The sequence below is a fragment of the Pseudomonas sp. BIGb0381 genome (assembly GCF_024809815.1).
Classification (GTDB): Bacteria; Pseudomonadota; Gammaproteobacteria; order Pseudomonadales; family Pseudomonadaceae; genus Aquipseudomonas.
Genome location: NZ_JANUEN010000003.1, coordinates 590,493 through 605,261, shown reverse-complemented (window position 1 = coordinate 605,261; position 14,769 = coordinate 590,493). Strand labels below are relative to the sequence as shown.

Below are 14,769 nucleotides of genomic sequence, written 5' to 3'. Positions count from 1 at the left end.
TTCTGTGTCCGATCAGTGTGGGAGGGGGCTTGCTCCCGATAGCGGTGCGTCAGCCACCAGATGTATCAACTGACAGCCTGCTATCGGGAGCAAGCCCCCTCCCACCTTTAGCCTGCATTCATTCCGCGAATCATGGGGTACGGTTGCGCCGCGTCTCAATGATGTTCGGCAACTGGGAAATCCGTCCCAGCAACCGCCCCAGTGCGTCCAGCCCCGGAATCTCGATGGTCAGGGACATCAGCGCAGTGTTGTCCTCTTTGTTCGAGCGGGTGTTGACCGCCAGCACGTTGATGCGCTCATTGAGCAGCACTTGCGAGACGTCACGCAGCAGGCCGGAACGGTCGTAGGCACGGATGATGATGTCCACCGGGTAGGTGAGCACCGGCACCGGGCCCCAGCTGACCTGGATAATCCGCTCCGGCTCGCGCCCGCCCAGTTGCAGCACCGAGGCGCAGTCCTGGCGGTGAATGCTCACGCCACGGCCCTGGGTGATGTAGCCGACGATGGCATCCCCCGGCAACGGCTGGCAGCAGCCGGCGATTTGCGTCAACAGGTTACCGACGCCCTGGATCTGGATATCGCCGCGCTTGCCGGGCTTGTAGCCGGTGGCTTTGCGTGGGATCAGCTCCAGTTGTTCGTTGCCGCGCTCCGGCTCGACCAGTTGCTGGGCCAGGTTAACCAGTTGCGCCAGGCGCAGGTCGCCGGCACCGAGGGCGGCGAACATGTCTTCGGCAATCTTCATGTTGGCTTTTTCGGCCAGCTTGTCGAAGTCCACCTGCGGCAGGCCCAAGCGGCCCAGCTCGCGTTCGAGCAGGGTCTTGCCGGCGGCGACGTTCTGGTCGCGTGCCTGCAACTTGAACCAATGCACGATCTTCGCCCGCGCCCGCGATGTGGTGATGTAGCCCAGGTTCGGGTTCAGCCAGTCGCGGCTCGGCGTGCCGTGCTTGCTGGTGATGATCTCGACCTGCTCGCCGGTTTGCAGGCTGTAGTTGAGCGGTACGATGCGCCCATTGATCTTCGCGCCCCGGCAGTTATGGCCGATCTCGGTGTGCACACGGTAGGCGAAGTCCAGCGGCGTGGCGCCCTTGGGCAAGTCGATGGCATGGCCGTCGGGGGTAAAGATGTAGACCCGGTCCGGCTCGATATCCACCCGCAGCTGTTCGGCCAGGCCGCCGATGTCGCCGAGTTCTTCGTGCCACTCCAGCACTTGGCGCAGCCAGGAGATTTTCTCTTCGTACTGGTTGGACCCGGCCTTGACGTCGGTGCCCTTGTAGCGCCAGTGCGCGCACACGCCCAGCTCTGCCTCTTCGTGCATGGCGTGGGTGCGGATCTGCACTTCCAGCACCTTGCCCTCGGGGCCGATCACGGCGGTGTGCAGCGAGCGGTAGCCGTTTTCCTTGGGGTTGGCGATGTAGTCGTCGAACTCCTTGGGAATGTGCCGCCACAGTGTATGGACGATACCCAGCGCGGTGTAGCAGTCGCGCATTTCCGGTACCAGAACGCGCACGGCGCGCACATCGTAGATCTGGCTGAAGGCCAGGCCCTTGCGCTGCATTTTGCGCCAGATCGAATAAATGTGTTTGGCACGACCGCTGATGTCGGCATCGACCCCGGTGGCCTGCAACTCGGCGCGCAACTGGCCCATCACGTCGCTGATAAAGCGCTCGCGGTCGAGCCGCCGCTCATGCAGCAACGTGGCGATCTGTTTGTATTGATCCGGTTCGAGGTAACGGAAGGACAAGTCCTCCAGCTCCCACTTGATATGGCCGATACCCAGGCGGTGGGCCAGCGGCGCATAGATGTCGAAGACTTCGCGGGCGACGCGGTTGCGCTTTTCGTCGTCGGCGGTCTTCACCGCACGGATCGCGCAGGTGCGCTCGGCCAGCTTGATCAGGGCGACACGCACATCGTCGACCATCGCCACCAGCATCTTGCGCAGGTTTTCCACCTGGCCCTGGGTGCCCAGCACCATGGACTGGCGCGGGCTGAGGCTGGCGCTGATGGCGGCCATGCGCAGCACGCCGTCGATCAGCTTGGCCACAACCGCGCCAAAACGCTGGCTGACGGTCGGCAACTGAATGTGCCCTTCACGCACGCCGCGATAGAGCACGGCGGCGATCAGTGAATCCTGGTCCAGCTTGAGATCGGCGAGGATCTCGGCGATTTCCAACCCGGTTCGAAAGCTGGAAGTGCCTTCGGCCCAAAGGTTCTTGGCTGCATTGTCTTGTTGCTCAGACTCGCGAGCGAACTCGCAGGCTGCTTTCAAGGCTTCACGGTCCAGTGCCGGGTCGACACTGATGGCATGATCCAGCCATGCCTCGAGATTGATACTGCCGTCGGTGTTGATCGGCTGGTGTGCTCTCACCTGTACCATCTTGCTTACCTTCCCTACGACGCACCTTGGATGCGCCAAAATCATCGCCGACCTTTTTACTGCGAACTCCGTGGCAGATCATAGGCCTTGGAGAACGCAGGCCAGTCGGATTAAACGGGCATCCTAGCCCGCTTCAAATAACGCCATGGCCTCGACATGCGCTGTCTGCGGAAACATGTCGAGGATCCCGGCACGTTTTAGCCGGTAGCCTTGCTTGACCAGCTCAACCGTGTCCCGCGCCAGCGTCGCCGGGTTGCAGGACACATACACCAGGCGCTTGGCCCCCAGGGTGGCGAGCTTGCGCACAACCTCTTGGGCACCATCGCGGGGTGGGTCCAAGAGTACCGCAGAAAAGCCCTGTTTGGCCCATTCCGCGTCAGTCAAAGGCTGGGACAAATCGGCCTGAAAAAACTGCGCATTATGCAAATTATTGTTGATGGCGTTCTGCGCAGCCCGGCCCACCATGGTCTGCACACCTTCCACCGCCACCACTTCGCGCACCTGTTTCGCCAGTGGCAGGGCAAAGTTGCCCAGGCCGCAGAACAGGTCCAGCACCCGCTCATCAGGCTGCGGCGCCAGCCAGTCCAGGGCCTGGGCAACCATCGCCTCGTTGACTCCGGCGTTGACCTGGACAAAATCCCCTGGTCGGTACGCCAACTCCAAATTCCACGTGTCCAATCGGAAACCTAGTGATTGATCGGGCTCAATCGGTTCCGGCTGACCTTCCCCATGCAGCCACAGCTGGGCTTCATGGAAGCTGCAAAATTCTTTCAGGATCAGCAGGTCCGCGTCCGACAACGGCGCCATATGCCGCAGCAGCACGGCGACGGACGAGCCACTGAACAACTCCACATGTCCCAGGGCCTGAGGTTTGCTCAAGCGACGCAGCATGTTCGGCAGGCGCTGCATGATCGGTTGCAAGGCCTGTACCAGCACCGGGCAATCATCGATGGCGACGATGTCCTGGCTGGCCACGGCGCGGAAACCCACCTCGAGTTTTTTCGCCTTGGCATCCCAGCGCACGGCCACGCGGGCGCGGCGTCGGTAAGCGAATTCCGGCCCGCTCAGCGGTGCAGCCCACTCCTGCGGTTCGACACCGGCCACGCGGGACAGTTGCTCGGCGAGCATGCGCTGTTTCAGGGCAAGTTGTTCGTCATGGGGCAAGTGCTGCACGCTGCAACCACCACAGCGGCCGAAGTGCGCGCACGGTGCCGGACGACGCAGCTCGCTGGCCTTGAACACGCGTTCGGTGCGGGCCTCGACCACTTTGCCGTGGGTGCCCAACACTCGCGCTTCAACCTCTTCGCCGGCCAGCGCACCGTTCACAAACCAGGTGCGGCCTTCAAAGAACACGATGCCGCGGCCGTCGTTGGCCAGGCGCTCGATGGTCAGGCGTTGCTTCTTGCCCACGGGAATCTGTGGGGCCCGGCTGCCGCCCGTCGGTTGGAAGCGCAGGCCTCTCTCGTGCTTGGCCATCAGTTGGGTTCGTCGAAAATGCCGGTCGACAAGTAACGGTCGCCTCGGTCACAGATGATCGCGACGATCACCGCGTTTTCCACTTCCTTGGACAAGCGCAACATACCCGCCACGGCACCGCCGGACGACACGCCGCAGAAGATGCCTTCTTCACGCGCCAGGCGGCGGGTGGTGTCTTCGGCTTCACGCTGGGCCATGTCGATGATGCGGTCCACGCGCGTCGCGTTGTAGATCTTCGGCAAATACTCTTCGGGCCAGCGCCGAATCCCCGGGATGGCCGCGCCTTCCATCGGTTGCAGGCCGACGATCTGGATCGCCGGGTTCTGCTCCTTGAGGTAGCGCGAGTTGCCCATGATGGTGCCGGTGGTGCCCATGGAACTGACGAAATGGGTGATGGTGCCCTGGGTCTGGCGCCAGATTTCCGGACCGGTGGTGGTGTAGTGCGCTTCGGGGTTGTCCCCATTGGCGAACTGGTCCAGCACCTGGCCACGGCCTTCGGCGGCCATGCGCTCAGCGAGGTCGCGGGCGCCTTCCATGCCTTCTTCCTGGGTGACCAGCACCAACTCGGCGCCATAAGCGGTCATCGCCGCCTTGCGCTCGGCGCTGCCGTTGTCGGGCATGATCAGCACCATCTTGTAACCCTTGATCGCGGCGGCCATGGCCAGGGCGATCCCGGTGTTACCGGAGGTGGCTTCGATCAGGGTGTCACCGGGCTTGATCTGCCCACGCAGCTCGGCGCGGGTGATCATCGACAGCGCCGGGCGGTCTTTTACCGAGCCGGCCGGGTTGTTCCCTTCGAGCTTGAGCAACAGGGTATTGCTGGTTTCACCCGCCATGCGTTGCAAGCGGACCAGGGGCGTGTTGCCGACGCAATCGGCGATTGTAGGGTACTGCAAGGTCATGGCGTATTCGCAATCCAGACTGCGGGGGCGAACATCATACCGGGAAAGGTCGGCGGGCCATATCACGCAAAGTGCGGTGCTTATGGCTTAAAGGAATAAGCGGAAAAGAGGGTGAGCTCGAGGGCCCCATCGGGAGCGAGCCCCCTCCCACACTGGACCGCATTCTCATGCTGGAACTCGTTCGAATGTGGGAGGGGGCTTACTTCCGACGGCCGCGCGTCGATACCCCGCCTAGCCCAAATGCCCATCGCCATGATTTTTCTGAAAGACCTCCTCCCCCATCGCCGCAATCTGCCCTTCGATCAAGGCGTCAAACGGCTTGAGCAACGGTTCAAACGACACCGGCGCCTCCAGCACCTGCAACGCCTGCACAATCGCCTCCACCGTCGACAACGCCCCTGGCCCGGGCGCCTTGCGTAATCGGTAGCGAGACACGGCGCCCTCGACCAGCGTCACTCGAGGCAGCGCCGCCAACAACGGATTGAGGTGCAGCAGTTTGCGCGCCTTGCGCCAGGTGCCGTCGGGCACCACCAGCAACAGCGGCTGATCGCCGGGGGCATAGGCTTGCAACGGCTGTGCATCGTCAGCCGGAAACAACAGCCGCGCCTGATAGCCGGGCGGGCTCAACAAGGTTGGCAGGTCATCAAAGACCTCGCCCACTACCAACTGCGCATTGTTCAACCCCAGCGCCGCCAGCCGCGCGGTGTTGAGCGCATGGTTGACCTCGCTCGGGTGCTGCAACAGCAACACGCGGGTACGGCTGTCGAGATTGGGGATCAGCGCGCACAGGCAATGGACAACAGGCCTGAGGCAGCGGGAGCATTGGGGTCGGGACATGGTTGTTCAGGCCTGATTGAGCTGGGCTTTGAGTAAATCGCGGAAGGTCTGGATCAACGGCTCGCGACTGCGGCCCCGGCGCATGATCATCGAGAACGGCGCCTGGTAGCCGAAGGTGGCCGGCAGCAATACGCGCAGGTCGCCCTTGTCGGCCCAGGCCTGGGCGTAGTGTTCGGGCAGGTAGCCGATGTAGGCACCGGAGAGCACCAGGATCAGTTGCGCCTCCATACTTTCCACGGTAGCGGCGCTGTGCTTGAAGCCGTGGCGCGCCAGTTCGGCCTGGCTCCAGTAACCGCGGCCGACCATGCGTTGCTGGGTGATCACTTGTTCAGGGATGCGACGCTCGTTGAACAACGGATGGCGGGTGCTGCAATACAACCAGTGTTGCTCGCGGTACAGCGGCATGTAGATCAGCCCGCTCATGCGATTGGAAAAGGCGCCGATGGCCAGGTCCAGGCGGTTGTCCTGCACACCGAGTTGCAGTTCGTAAGGGCTCATCACCGATAAATTCAGGTGCACCGCCGGGTGCTCCAGGCTGTAGGCGCCGATAACCTCGGCGAACGGCAAGGCGTTATCGCTTACGGTGGAGTCGAGCACGCCGAGCTTGAGCGTGCCGCGTAGCTCGCCCTTGAGCGCGGCGGCGTATTGCTCGAAGCCTTCCAGCTCACCCAGCAGGCGCAAGGTTTCCTGGTGAAACAGCTCGCCTTTGCTGGTCAGGCTGAACCCACCCCGCCCGCGATGGCACAGCACCAGGCCCAACGCGCTTTCCAACTGGCTCATATAGGTGCTGATGGCCGAAGTGGACAGGTTGAGTTCGTGCTGGGCGTTGGCAAAGCCCTGGTGGCGCACGACGCTGACGAAGATGCGCAGGAGTTTCAGGTCGGGCAAGGCGTTGGCCATGGTTGGCTCCGGGTATAGATCTCAGCAGTCTACCTGCGCGCTTTAGTTTAGAAAAATCTGAACTAAGTATTTGCCCCTGCCGATTCTTCCCACCACGGGCTTTTCGCAGAATCGGCCCCTGATAAACACAACAACGATGAGGCAATCCCGTGGACAAGATTTTCCACCAACCACTGGGCGGCAACGAAATGCCGCGCTTCGCCGGCATCGCCACCATGATGCGTCTTCCCCACCTGCAATCGGCCAAGGGCCTGGATGCGGCCTTTATCGGCGTGCCCCTGGACATCGGCACCTCGCTGCGTGCCGGCACCCGCTTCGGACCGCGTGAAATCCGCGCCGAGTCGGTGATGATCCGCCCCTACAACATGGCCACCGGCGCCGCGCCATTCGACTCGCTGTCAGTAGCGGATATTGGCGACGTTGCGATCAACACCTTCAACCTGCTGGACGCCGTGCGCATCATCGAAGAGGCCTACGATGAGATTCTCGAGCACAACGTGATCCCGATGACTTTGGGCGGCGACCACACGATTACCTTGCCGATCCTGCGGGCGATCCACAAAAAACACGGCAAGGTCGGGCTGGTGCACATCGATGCCCACGCCGACGTCAACGACCATATGTTCGGCGAGAAAATCGCCCACGGCACCACCTTCCGCCGCGCCGTGGAAGAAGGCCTGCTTGATTGCGACCGCGTGGTGCAGATCGGCCTGCGTGCCCAGGGCTACACCGCCGAGGACTTTAACTGGAGCCGCAAACAGGGCTTCCGTGTGGTGCAGGCCGAAGAATGCTGGCACCACTCCCTCGCGCCACTGATGGCCGAGGTGCGGGAAAAAGTCGGCGGCGGCCCGGTGTACCTGAGCTTCGATATCGACGGCATCGACCCGGCCTGGGCGCCCGGCACCGGCACCCCGGAAATCGGCGGGCTGACCACCATCCAGGCGATCGAAATCATCCGTGGCTGCCAGGGCCTCGACCTGGTTGGTTGCGATCTGGTAGAAGTTTCGCCGCCCTACGACACCACCGGCAACACCTCGCTGCTGGGCGCCAACCTGCTGTACGAGATGCTCTGCGTACTGCCTGGCGTGGCGCACCGTTGATGAGCGTGCCGCAGGTATTGAAAGCCGCCGCCGACCTGGTGTCGGCGTTTGCGCGCAACGACCGCGCCGCCTACTTCGGCGCGTTCACGGCCGATGCCAGCTTTGTGTTTTACACCCTCCCCCAGCCGCTGCTCAGTCGCGATGCCTACCAGGCGTTGTGGGACAGCTGGCGTCGGGATGAAGGGTTCGAGGTGCTGTCCTGCACCTCGAGCAACGCCGTGGTCAGCCTGCAGGGGGACGTGGCGATATTTATTCATGACGTGGCCACCGAGCTGCGCATGAACGGGGAGCAATTCTTTAGCCAGGAACGCGAGACCATTGTCTTCAAACGCCAAGGATCTCGCACAGAACAACAAGAAGGCCTGTGGCTGGCCTGTCACGAACATTTGTCCGCTATGCCGGAAGGGCTGCCGCCCCCTTAGCCACTGTGATCGGAGCTGATCATGAATAATAAAAACAACGATAAAAGTATTCGCAAAATAGAAACCAACGGGGTCGAACAGATCCCGGACAACGAGCGTACGGCCACCCCCAAGGATCTGTTCCGCCTGATCTTCGGCGGCGCCAATACCTTTGCCACCGCTGTGCTAGGTTCCTTTCCGGTGTTGTTCGGCCTGTCGTTCCAGGCTGGCGTCTGGGCGATTGTGCTGGGTGTGCTGGTGGGTGCGTTGATCCTCGCCCCCATGGGCCTGTTCGGGCCAATCAATGGCACCAACAACGCGGTGTCTTCCGGTGCGCACTTCGGCGTGCACGGGCGGATTGTCGGTTCGTTTCTGTCACTGCTGACGGCGATTGCCTTCTTCTCACTGTCGGTGTGGAGTTCAGGCGATGCGCTGGTCGGCGGTGCGAAACGGCTGATCGGCCTGCCGGAAACCGACCTGACCCTGGGCCTGGCCTACGGCGTATTCGCCATGCTTGTCCTGACGGTGTGCATCTACGGCTTTCGCTTCATGCTGTGGGTCAACCGCATTGCGGTCTGGGCGGCAAGCCTGCTGTTTCTGTTGGGCATCTTCGCGTTCGCGCCGACCTTCGACAGCCACTTCGCCGGCACCGTAGCCCTGGGCCAGACCGGCTTCTGGGCGGCCTTTATCGGCGCGGCGCTGGTGGCCATGAGCAACCCGATTTCCTTCGGGGCGTTCCTGGGTGACTGGTCACGTTATATCCCGCGTGAGACGCCGAAAATGCGCATCATGCTGGCGGTGGTCCTGGCACAAATCGCCACCTTGATCCCGTTCCTGTTCGGCCTGGCCACCGCGACCATCGTGGCGATCAAGGCGCCGGACTACATCGCGGCCAACAACTACGTCGGCGGCCTGCTGGCGGTGGCACCCGCCTGGTTCTTCCTGCCGGTGTGCCTGATCGCAGTGATTGGCGGCATGTCCACCGGCACCACCTCGCTGTATGGCACCGGCTTGGACATGTCCAGCGTGTTCCCGCGCGTGCTGTCGCGGGTCAAGGCCACGCTGCTGATCGGGGTGATGTCGATTGCCTTCATCTTTATCGGACGTTTCGCCGCCAACCTGGTGCAGAGCGTATCGACCTTCGCCGTGCTGATCATCACCTGCACCACGCCGTGGATGGTGATGATGATCATCGGCCTGATCGTACGTCGCGGCTTCTACTGCCCGGATGACCTGCAGGTCTTCACCCGTGGTGAAACCGGCGGCCGCTACTGGTTCAGCCATGGCTGGAACTGGCGCGGGCTGGGGGCCTGGATCCCGAGCGCGCTGGTGGGCCTGTGCTTTGTCAACTTGCCGGGACAGTTTGTCGGGCCGCTGGGCAACCTGGCGAACGGCATCGATATCAGCCTGCCGGTGACGCTGGGGTTGGCGTCGGTGGTTTACCTGACGTTACTGCGTGTGTTTCCGGAGCCGGCTTCGGTGTATGGCCCCAATAGTCCGCTTCGCAGCCCTGCGGGAGCAAGCTCCGCTCCCACAGCAAGTTCGCCTGTTACCTAAAACAATAATCGGAGACCCGCCGTCATGGCTTTGGATTTATTCGTCGTACTCATCTACGCCGCCGGCATGCTCGTGCTCGGCTATTACGGCATGCGCCGCGCCAAGACCCACGAAGACTACCTGGTGGCCGGTCGGAACCTGGGCCCGTCGCTGTACATGGGCACTATGGCCGCCACGGTACTGGGGGGTGCATCCACCGTCGGTACTGTGCGCCTGGGTTACGTGCATGGCATCTCCGGCTTCTGGCTGTGTGCCGCGCTGGGCATGGGGATCATCGCGCTGAACCTGTTCCTGGCCAAGCCGCTGTTGAAGCTGAAAATCTTCACCGTCACCCAGGTGCTGGAAAAGCGCTACAACCCCATGGCCCGCCAAGCGAGTGCGGTGATCATGCTGGCCTACGCGCTGATGATCGGCGTGACCTCGATCCTGGCCATCGGCACGGTGCTGCAAGTGCTGTTCGGCCTGCCGTTCTGGATCTCGGTGTTGCTGGGCGGTGGTGTGGTGGTGGTCTACTCGACCATCGGCGGCATGTGGTCGTTGACCCTCACTGACATCGTGCAGTTCGTGATCAAGACCGTCGGCCTGATGTTTATCCTGCTGCCGATCTGCCTGTACCGCGTCGGCGGCTGGGATGAGCTGGTGGCCAAGCTGCCGGCATCGAGCTTCAGCTTCACCGCGATCGGCTGGGACACGATCATTACCTACTTCATGATCTACTTCTTCGGCATCCTGATCGGCCAGGACATCTGGCAGCGAGTGTTCACCGCCCGTGACGAAAAGGTTGCCAAGTACGCAGGCACTTTCGCCGGTTTCTACTGCATCCTCTACGGCCTGGCCTGTGCACTGATCGGCATGGCGGCCCATGTACTGATTCCGGACCTGGATAACGTCAACAACGCGTTTGCGGCCATCGTCAAAGCCTCGCTGCCAGACGGGATTCGTGGCCTGGTGATCGCTGCGGCACTGGCGGCGATGATGTCCACCGCCAGCGCCGGCTTGCTCGCCGCCTCCACCGTATTGACCGAAGACCTGCTGCCACGTTTGCGCGGCGGTAAACAATCGAGCCTGGCAATCAACCGCCTGTTCACCATGCTGACCGGTATCGTCGTGCTGGGCATCGCATTGGTGGTCAATGACGTGATCAGCGCCCTGACCCTGGCCTACAACCTGCTGGTGGGTGGCATGCTGATCCCGCTGATCGGCGCGATCTTCTGGAAGCGGGCGACCACCTCGGGGGCGATTACGTCCATGACCCTGGGCTTCGTGACGGCGCTGGTGTTCATGTTCAAGGATGGGTTGGATGCGAACACGCCGATCTACTACAGCCTGGCGGTGGCGCTGGTGAGTTTTGTGCTGGTGAGTGTGTTGTCACGCCGGCCACAGGCGCAGGTGGCTCGGACGGTGTAAGAAATAGGGGGTTTAGAGCGGTTTTTTCAGCGGGTGCGACGTCGGATGTCGCACCCGTTTTTTCATTAATACCGTGCCGAACCTGCAGACGCCTTTGCCTGGATGATCTCCTGGACCAATGAAGCCCACACCAATCCCTGCGTCGTCCCCCCGGCATATGTGCCTCCGGCGGCAATGCGGTTGTAGGCGGAGCAATAGACTATCGACAGTCCATCCGGAGTGCCAGGCCTGGCACATTCGATAATTTGCAAGTCGCCACTTTCGATTGCCCGGCGGTAAGACTTTGGAAAGTGACGAGAGACGGCGGTCTGACATGCCGTCAGTATCTGCTCCTTGTACGTGGTCGTGGAATCGGTCGGAACCTGCCCACCGGAGACAAGAATATAGTCCCCGTCTAATCGACAGTTCATGACGCCGATGGGCAGATCGTACTGCAGTTTGAGTCCGCGCATTCCGACACCTTCACTACCAACAGCAGGCATCTTGAAAAACCAGCCGATGATCGCGATGACTTCTTCTTCCTCGATCCCCATGGCAGTGACGACGAAGTGTTCTCTGCTCAACTCAGCAATTTGGACAGGGCTTAGATGCTGGGGTAGGAACTGAACCCCAGAGCGCGCCAACAGAGCCACTATCTCATCCCTCAGATGGGAAAATTCCAGATCGTAGCCCGATACTTCAATAGCCCGACCAATCCCTGGGACGCCATAACTTGCCTGGAATTGCAGGCGACTGATCTCTGCAAGTTCACATCCTGGCTTGCCACTCGGCCAAGGCCTTTTTTCGATATCGCGTTGCTCGTGGATCGCAATCTCTACGCCACTAGCGTCGTCCATATACGCTCTTACAATCCGAGACCGTGCAAATCGTGCCAACGATGGATTGTCGGTCAGAAACTTTTCAAACAGCTCAATGCCTGCGCGATTGCACTCTACGGCCAAGTACTGATTTCCAGGCGTTAGATAATCGTTACTCAGCGGCTTTGCAGTCGTCTCCGTGGCTGACAGATGGCGCATGTTCACCTGCTTATGACTGGCTCCATCGCTCTGCTGATGTCCTCCGTAGACCGAGACCTGATAGTTGGCCAGGCGCAACATCACGGCTTGGAGCAGGCCGTTGATACCTCGACCGATGATCGATACGCGCGGCGCGCCAGCATCTGCCTGTTGCGCGGGGATCGTCAATGAGTGGGCAAGTTTGCGCCTGACCAGGCAGCGCAAGGCGGTCAGACTCAGTTGAATTGAGACGGCATAGTCAAGGTCGCCATGGCAGGCTTCAGTCATTGCCGCCTGGGTTGTAAGGGTCGCCGGTTTACGCCACTTGGAGACACTGCAGCCGAGTGCCTGCGCGCGCCCCCGAAATGCATCGAGTGTCCCAGGCCCGTAGTCCAATACAAGCTGGATACCTTCAGCCCTTGCCAGGGCCCGCAACGCGTCGTCGCTGAAGACATCCGGCTTGGCGACGCAGACCAGGCGAGCTTGCGTGTGCAGGCACTGAATGAGGGCCTGATCAATGCGATGGGTGGACTCATCATTCAGGGATAAACAGATAGCGACAGCACGAGCCCCCTCCAGCACCTCGTGCCAGTCCAGACCAAAGGACACTCGACTGTCGGAACAGGCTTTGCCGAGAGTGTCCGGCCTCGGACCCTGTCGATCCAATACCTGGATCCGAACCTCAGGATCCCGATCAAGCAACACCTTGACCAGCTCTCTGCCCACGTTGCCGTATCCCAGTACACAGATGTCACGGGGCAGGGAGCCATCGGCGAGTGTCAGCCAGCGTGCCATATAGGCGGCAACATGCGGCGCGTTGACCCCCGGCGTATTGACCACGCGGATGTCGTTGGAACCGCAAAGGTCCATTCGCACCTTATCCAGGCTCGTACCTCTGCGGATCAAATGGAGCTCGCCAAACGGGTGGGATATGCGCCATTGGGCGATGACGTCGGCATCGATCGCCTGGTCCCCGACAATGATCGCCGATGGACTCAGGAGACCGATCTGTATGAGCAGATCGTGTTTGGTCAATGTCGGGGGAAAGAACACTACATTGCTGGGTGCGTGAGCCTTCCAGGCTCTCGACACCGGTGCGAGATGCAGGATATTTCCGGTTATGGCGATAAGGGACGCGGCGACTGGCGGAATGGAAGAGAGCCTCATAGCTGTGTCTCCAGCAATTCTGACTGACTAATGCCTCGCAGAGAGCCATTCAATGAAGGGTGGGGCGTTATTAAAATGCCCTTGAGGAACTCAACCTACGCTCATCGTTTGAATTGAATAAGCCAGCCGTTTCTGATGAACAAGTAGCCTGATTCCGACACTTGAAAGTCAAAAGCCTGACTGACCTGCATAGATTCGGACTACTCCCCGTGTCACAGAGGAACAACAGACATATCCTGGAAGCAGACGCTTCCATCGGAACGATTGTTCAGATCACCTGGGGCGAGTGAGTGTTGTGGAGTGAGGGGGTTATCGCGAGGGGTGACTCGGGCGGCGGGAGATAGGACTGGTGCAAAACAAACTGTGAGAGCGGGCTCGCCCGCGAAAGCGCTGGATCAGTCAATCATTCCGTTAACTGACACGCCGCATTCGCGAGCAAGCCCGCTCCCACCTTTAATCCTGCTTCGACCGGAGATTATCTGCGGCGAGGACGACGCTGCTCGTCATCGGTACGAATGGGCACCGGTTGCAGCGGTGGCTCGATCAGGCCCAGCGCAACGCCGAGGTCGTGGAGCCAGTTTTGAATTTTCTCTTTCATGGTTTGCCCCCTTTGAGGGTAATGCTGGTAGGCGCAAGTTCTGTCGCCTTTTCCTACACTGATAGTAGCCCTAAGTCCTACGTATTGCTTGAACGAAACCACAACGAACTATTACTGAATTGGTCCAAATCCTGACGGATCGTTCAAGCAATCGCACGTGCGTCTTGCAGGACCTCGGCCCTGCCCTCTTGCTGCAGGTCGATCCATGCATTGAGGTTAGCGCCGAGCATACCCTTTCGCCACATCAGCCAGGTGGTCGCAGTGGCAAAATGCCCTGTCAGCGGATGAACGGACACGCTGTCCTTGCCCGGCAAGCTGTCGAGCATGGATTCGGCCATCAGCGCCACGCCAGAACCGGCGATGACACAGGCAAGCATGCCTTGATAAGACTCGATCTCAATCGCTCGCCCCATGGCGACGTGCTCGTGGGAAAACCAGGTTTCCAGGCGCGTGCGATAGGCGCAACTGCGGCGGAAAGTGAACACCGAACGGCCCGCAACGTCCTGTGGCCCGCGCACCGGCGGATGGTCGGCTTCGCATATGAGCACCAGGCGCTCTTCGCACAGGGCTACACCGTCCAACGAGGCGATAGTGATGGGCCCGTCCACAAAAGCAGCATCCAGGCGCCCGGTAATTAACCCTTCGAGCAATTCACCGCTGGGCGCCGATTGCACCTGCAAGTTAACCATCGGGTACGCCTTGTGATAACGCGCCAACAACTTCGGCAAATGCACCGCCGCCGTGCTGTACATGCTGCCCAGTACAAAATCGCCGGCCGGTTGCCCGCCTTGCACGGCGCCATGGGCTTCATCGTGCAGCGCCAGCAGACGGGTGCTGTAGTCCAGCAATACCTTGCCTGCCGGAGAAAGCTGCAAGCGCTGGCGTTCGCGCACAAACAACTCCACGCCCAGCTGTTCTTCCATCTGCTTGAGCCGGGTCGACAAGTTCGATGGTACTCGATGCAGGCGCTCGGCAGCGCGGGTGATGGAGCCCTCTTCCGCGACGGCCTGGAAAATCCGCAATTGACTGAATTCCACACCTTTCTCCAAAACTGA

General features: G+C 61.0%; 12 protein-coding genes. 4 read left to right on the top strand and 8 right to left on the bottom strand.

All coding sequences use genetic code 11. The features are described from left to right. Positions 1-130: 130 nt before the first annotated feature. The 5 genes from relA to M2397_RS12850 form a co-directional block, all read right to left on the bottom strand. Positions 131-2,374: a GTP diphosphokinase gene (gene relA, locus M2397_RS12870; protein ID WP_027603791.1), complete on the bottom strand. Its 2,244-nt coding sequence runs from the start codon at positions 2,372-2,374 to the stop codon at positions 131-133. Positions 2,375-2,497: 123 nt separating this feature from the next. Beyond that, entirely contained in the window at positions 2,498-3,850 is a 1,353-nt protein-coding gene (rlmD, locus tag M2397_RS12865) for a 23S rRNA (uracil(1939)-C(5))-methyltransferase RlmD (RefSeq protein WP_259243447.1), read from the bottom strand. After that, positions 3,850-4,752 carry a cysteine synthase CysM gene (cysM, locus tag M2397_RS12860; protein ID WP_015885254.1) on the bottom strand — a complete coding sequence of 301 codons (903 nt, stop codon included), beginning with the start codon at positions 4,750-4,752 and terminating at the stop codon, positions 3,850-3,852. Before cysM ends, rlmD begins: the two co-directional genes overlap by 1 nt. Before the next feature lie 231 nt (positions 4,753-4,983). Continuing rightward, on the bottom strand, positions 4,984-5,589 hold the full coding sequence (locus tag M2397_RS12855; RefSeq protein ID WP_145336989.1) for a tRNA-uridine aminocarboxypropyltransferase: 606 nt from the start codon (positions 5,587-5,589) through the stop codon (positions 4,984-4,986). A gap of 6 nt (positions 5,590-5,595) precedes the next feature. Continuing rightward, entirely contained in the window at positions 5,596-6,489 is an 894-nt protein-coding gene (locus M2397_RS12850; RefSeq protein ID WP_131698623.1) for a LysR family transcriptional regulator, read from the bottom strand. 149 nt (positions 6,490-6,638) lie between these two features. Between M2397_RS12850 and speB the strand changes: the two genes are divergently transcribed. The 4 genes from speB to M2397_RS12830 are packed head-to-tail and all read left to right on the top strand — an operon-like array spanning position 6,639 to position 10,954. Continuing rightward, positions 6,639-7,589 carry an agmatinase gene (gene speB, locus M2397_RS12845; RefSeq protein ID WP_027603787.1) on the top strand — a complete coding sequence of 317 codons (951 nt, stop codon included), beginning with the start codon at positions 6,639-6,641 and terminating at the stop codon, positions 7,587-7,589. Continuing rightward, on the top strand, positions 7,589-8,011 hold the full coding sequence (locus tag M2397_RS12840; protein WP_145336990.1) for a nuclear transport factor 2 family protein: 423 nt from the start codon (positions 7,589-7,591) through the stop codon (positions 8,009-8,011). Before speB ends, M2397_RS12840 begins: the two co-directional genes overlap by 1 nt. Positions 8,012-8,032: 21 nt before the next feature. Then, positions 8,033-9,547, top strand: coding sequence for a cytosine permease (locus M2397_RS12835; RefSeq protein ID WP_259243444.1), 1,515 nt, complete (start codon positions 8,033-8,035; stop codon positions 9,545-9,547). 24 nt (positions 9,548-9,571) lie between these two features. Then, positions 9,572-10,954 carry a sodium:solute symporter gene (locus M2397_RS12830; protein WP_184743608.1) on the top strand — a complete coding sequence of 461 codons (1,383 nt, stop codon included), beginning with the start codon at positions 9,572-9,574 and terminating at the stop codon, positions 10,952-10,954. Between the two features lie 65 nt (positions 10,955-11,019). Here M2397_RS12830 and M2397_RS12825 read toward each other — a convergent pair whose 3' ends face one another. The 3 genes from M2397_RS12825 to M2397_RS12815 all read right to left on the bottom strand — a co-directional run bounded on the left by M2397_RS12825 (position 11,020) and on the right by M2397_RS12815 (position 14,751). Next, on the bottom strand, positions 11,020-13,116 hold the full coding sequence (locus M2397_RS12825) for an NAD(P)-dependent oxidoreductase (RefSeq protein WP_259243435.1): 2,097 nt from the start codon (positions 13,114-13,116) through the stop codon (positions 11,020-11,022). A 475-nt stretch (positions 13,117-13,591) separates the two neighbouring features. After that, on the bottom strand, positions 13,592-13,714 hold the full coding sequence (locus M2397_RS12820; protein ID WP_003193089.1) for a PA1414 family protein: 123 nt from the start codon (positions 13,712-13,714) through the stop codon (positions 13,592-13,594). Between the two features lie 143 nt (positions 13,715-13,857). Beyond that, positions 13,858-14,751 carry a putrescine utilization regulator PtrR gene (locus M2397_RS12815; RefSeq protein WP_131698628.1) on the bottom strand — a complete coding sequence of 298 codons (894 nt, stop codon included), beginning with the start codon at positions 14,749-14,751 and terminating at the stop codon, positions 13,858-13,860. Positions 14,752-14,769 lie beyond the last annotated feature (18 nt).

Bases quoted from the DNA above. Each gene is read 5' to 3' on its own strand.
- relA (WP_027603791.1), bottom strand. From the start codon at position 2,374: ATGGTACAGGTGAGAGCACACCAGCCGATCAACACCGACGGCAGTATC.
- rlmD (WP_259243447.1), bottom strand. From the start codon at position 3,850: ATGGCCAAGCACGAGAGAGGCCTGCGCTTCCAACCGACGGGCGGCAGC.
- cysM (WP_015885254.1), bottom strand. From the start codon at position 4,752: ATGACCTTGCAGTACCCTACAATCGCCGATTGCGTCGGCAACACGCCC.
- M2397_RS12855 (WP_145336989.1), bottom strand. From the start codon at position 5,589: ATGTCCCGACCCCAATGCTCCCGCTGCCTCAGGCCTGTTGTCCATTGC.
- M2397_RS12850 (WP_131698623.1), bottom strand. From the start codon at position 6,489: ATGGCCAACGCCTTGCCCGACCTGAAACTCCTGCGCATCTTCGTCAGC.
- M2397_RS12840 (WP_145336990.1), top strand. From the start codon at position 7,589: ATGAGCGTGCCGCAGGTATTGAAAGCCGCCGCCGACCTGGTGTCGGCG.
- M2397_RS12835 (WP_259243444.1), top strand. From the start codon at position 8,033: ATGAATAATAAAAACAACGATAAAAGTATTCGCAAAATAGAAACCAAC.
- M2397_RS12830 (WP_184743608.1), top strand. From the start codon at position 9,572: ATGGCTTTGGATTTATTCGTCGTACTCATCTACGCCGCCGGCATGCTC.
- M2397_RS12825 (WP_259243435.1), bottom strand. From the start codon at position 13,116: ATGAGGCTCTCTTCCATTCCGCCAGTCGCCGCGTCCCTTATCGCCATA.
- M2397_RS12820 (WP_003193089.1), bottom strand. From the start codon at position 13,714: ATGAAAGAGAAAATTCAAAACTGGCTCCACGACCTCGGCGTTGCGCTG.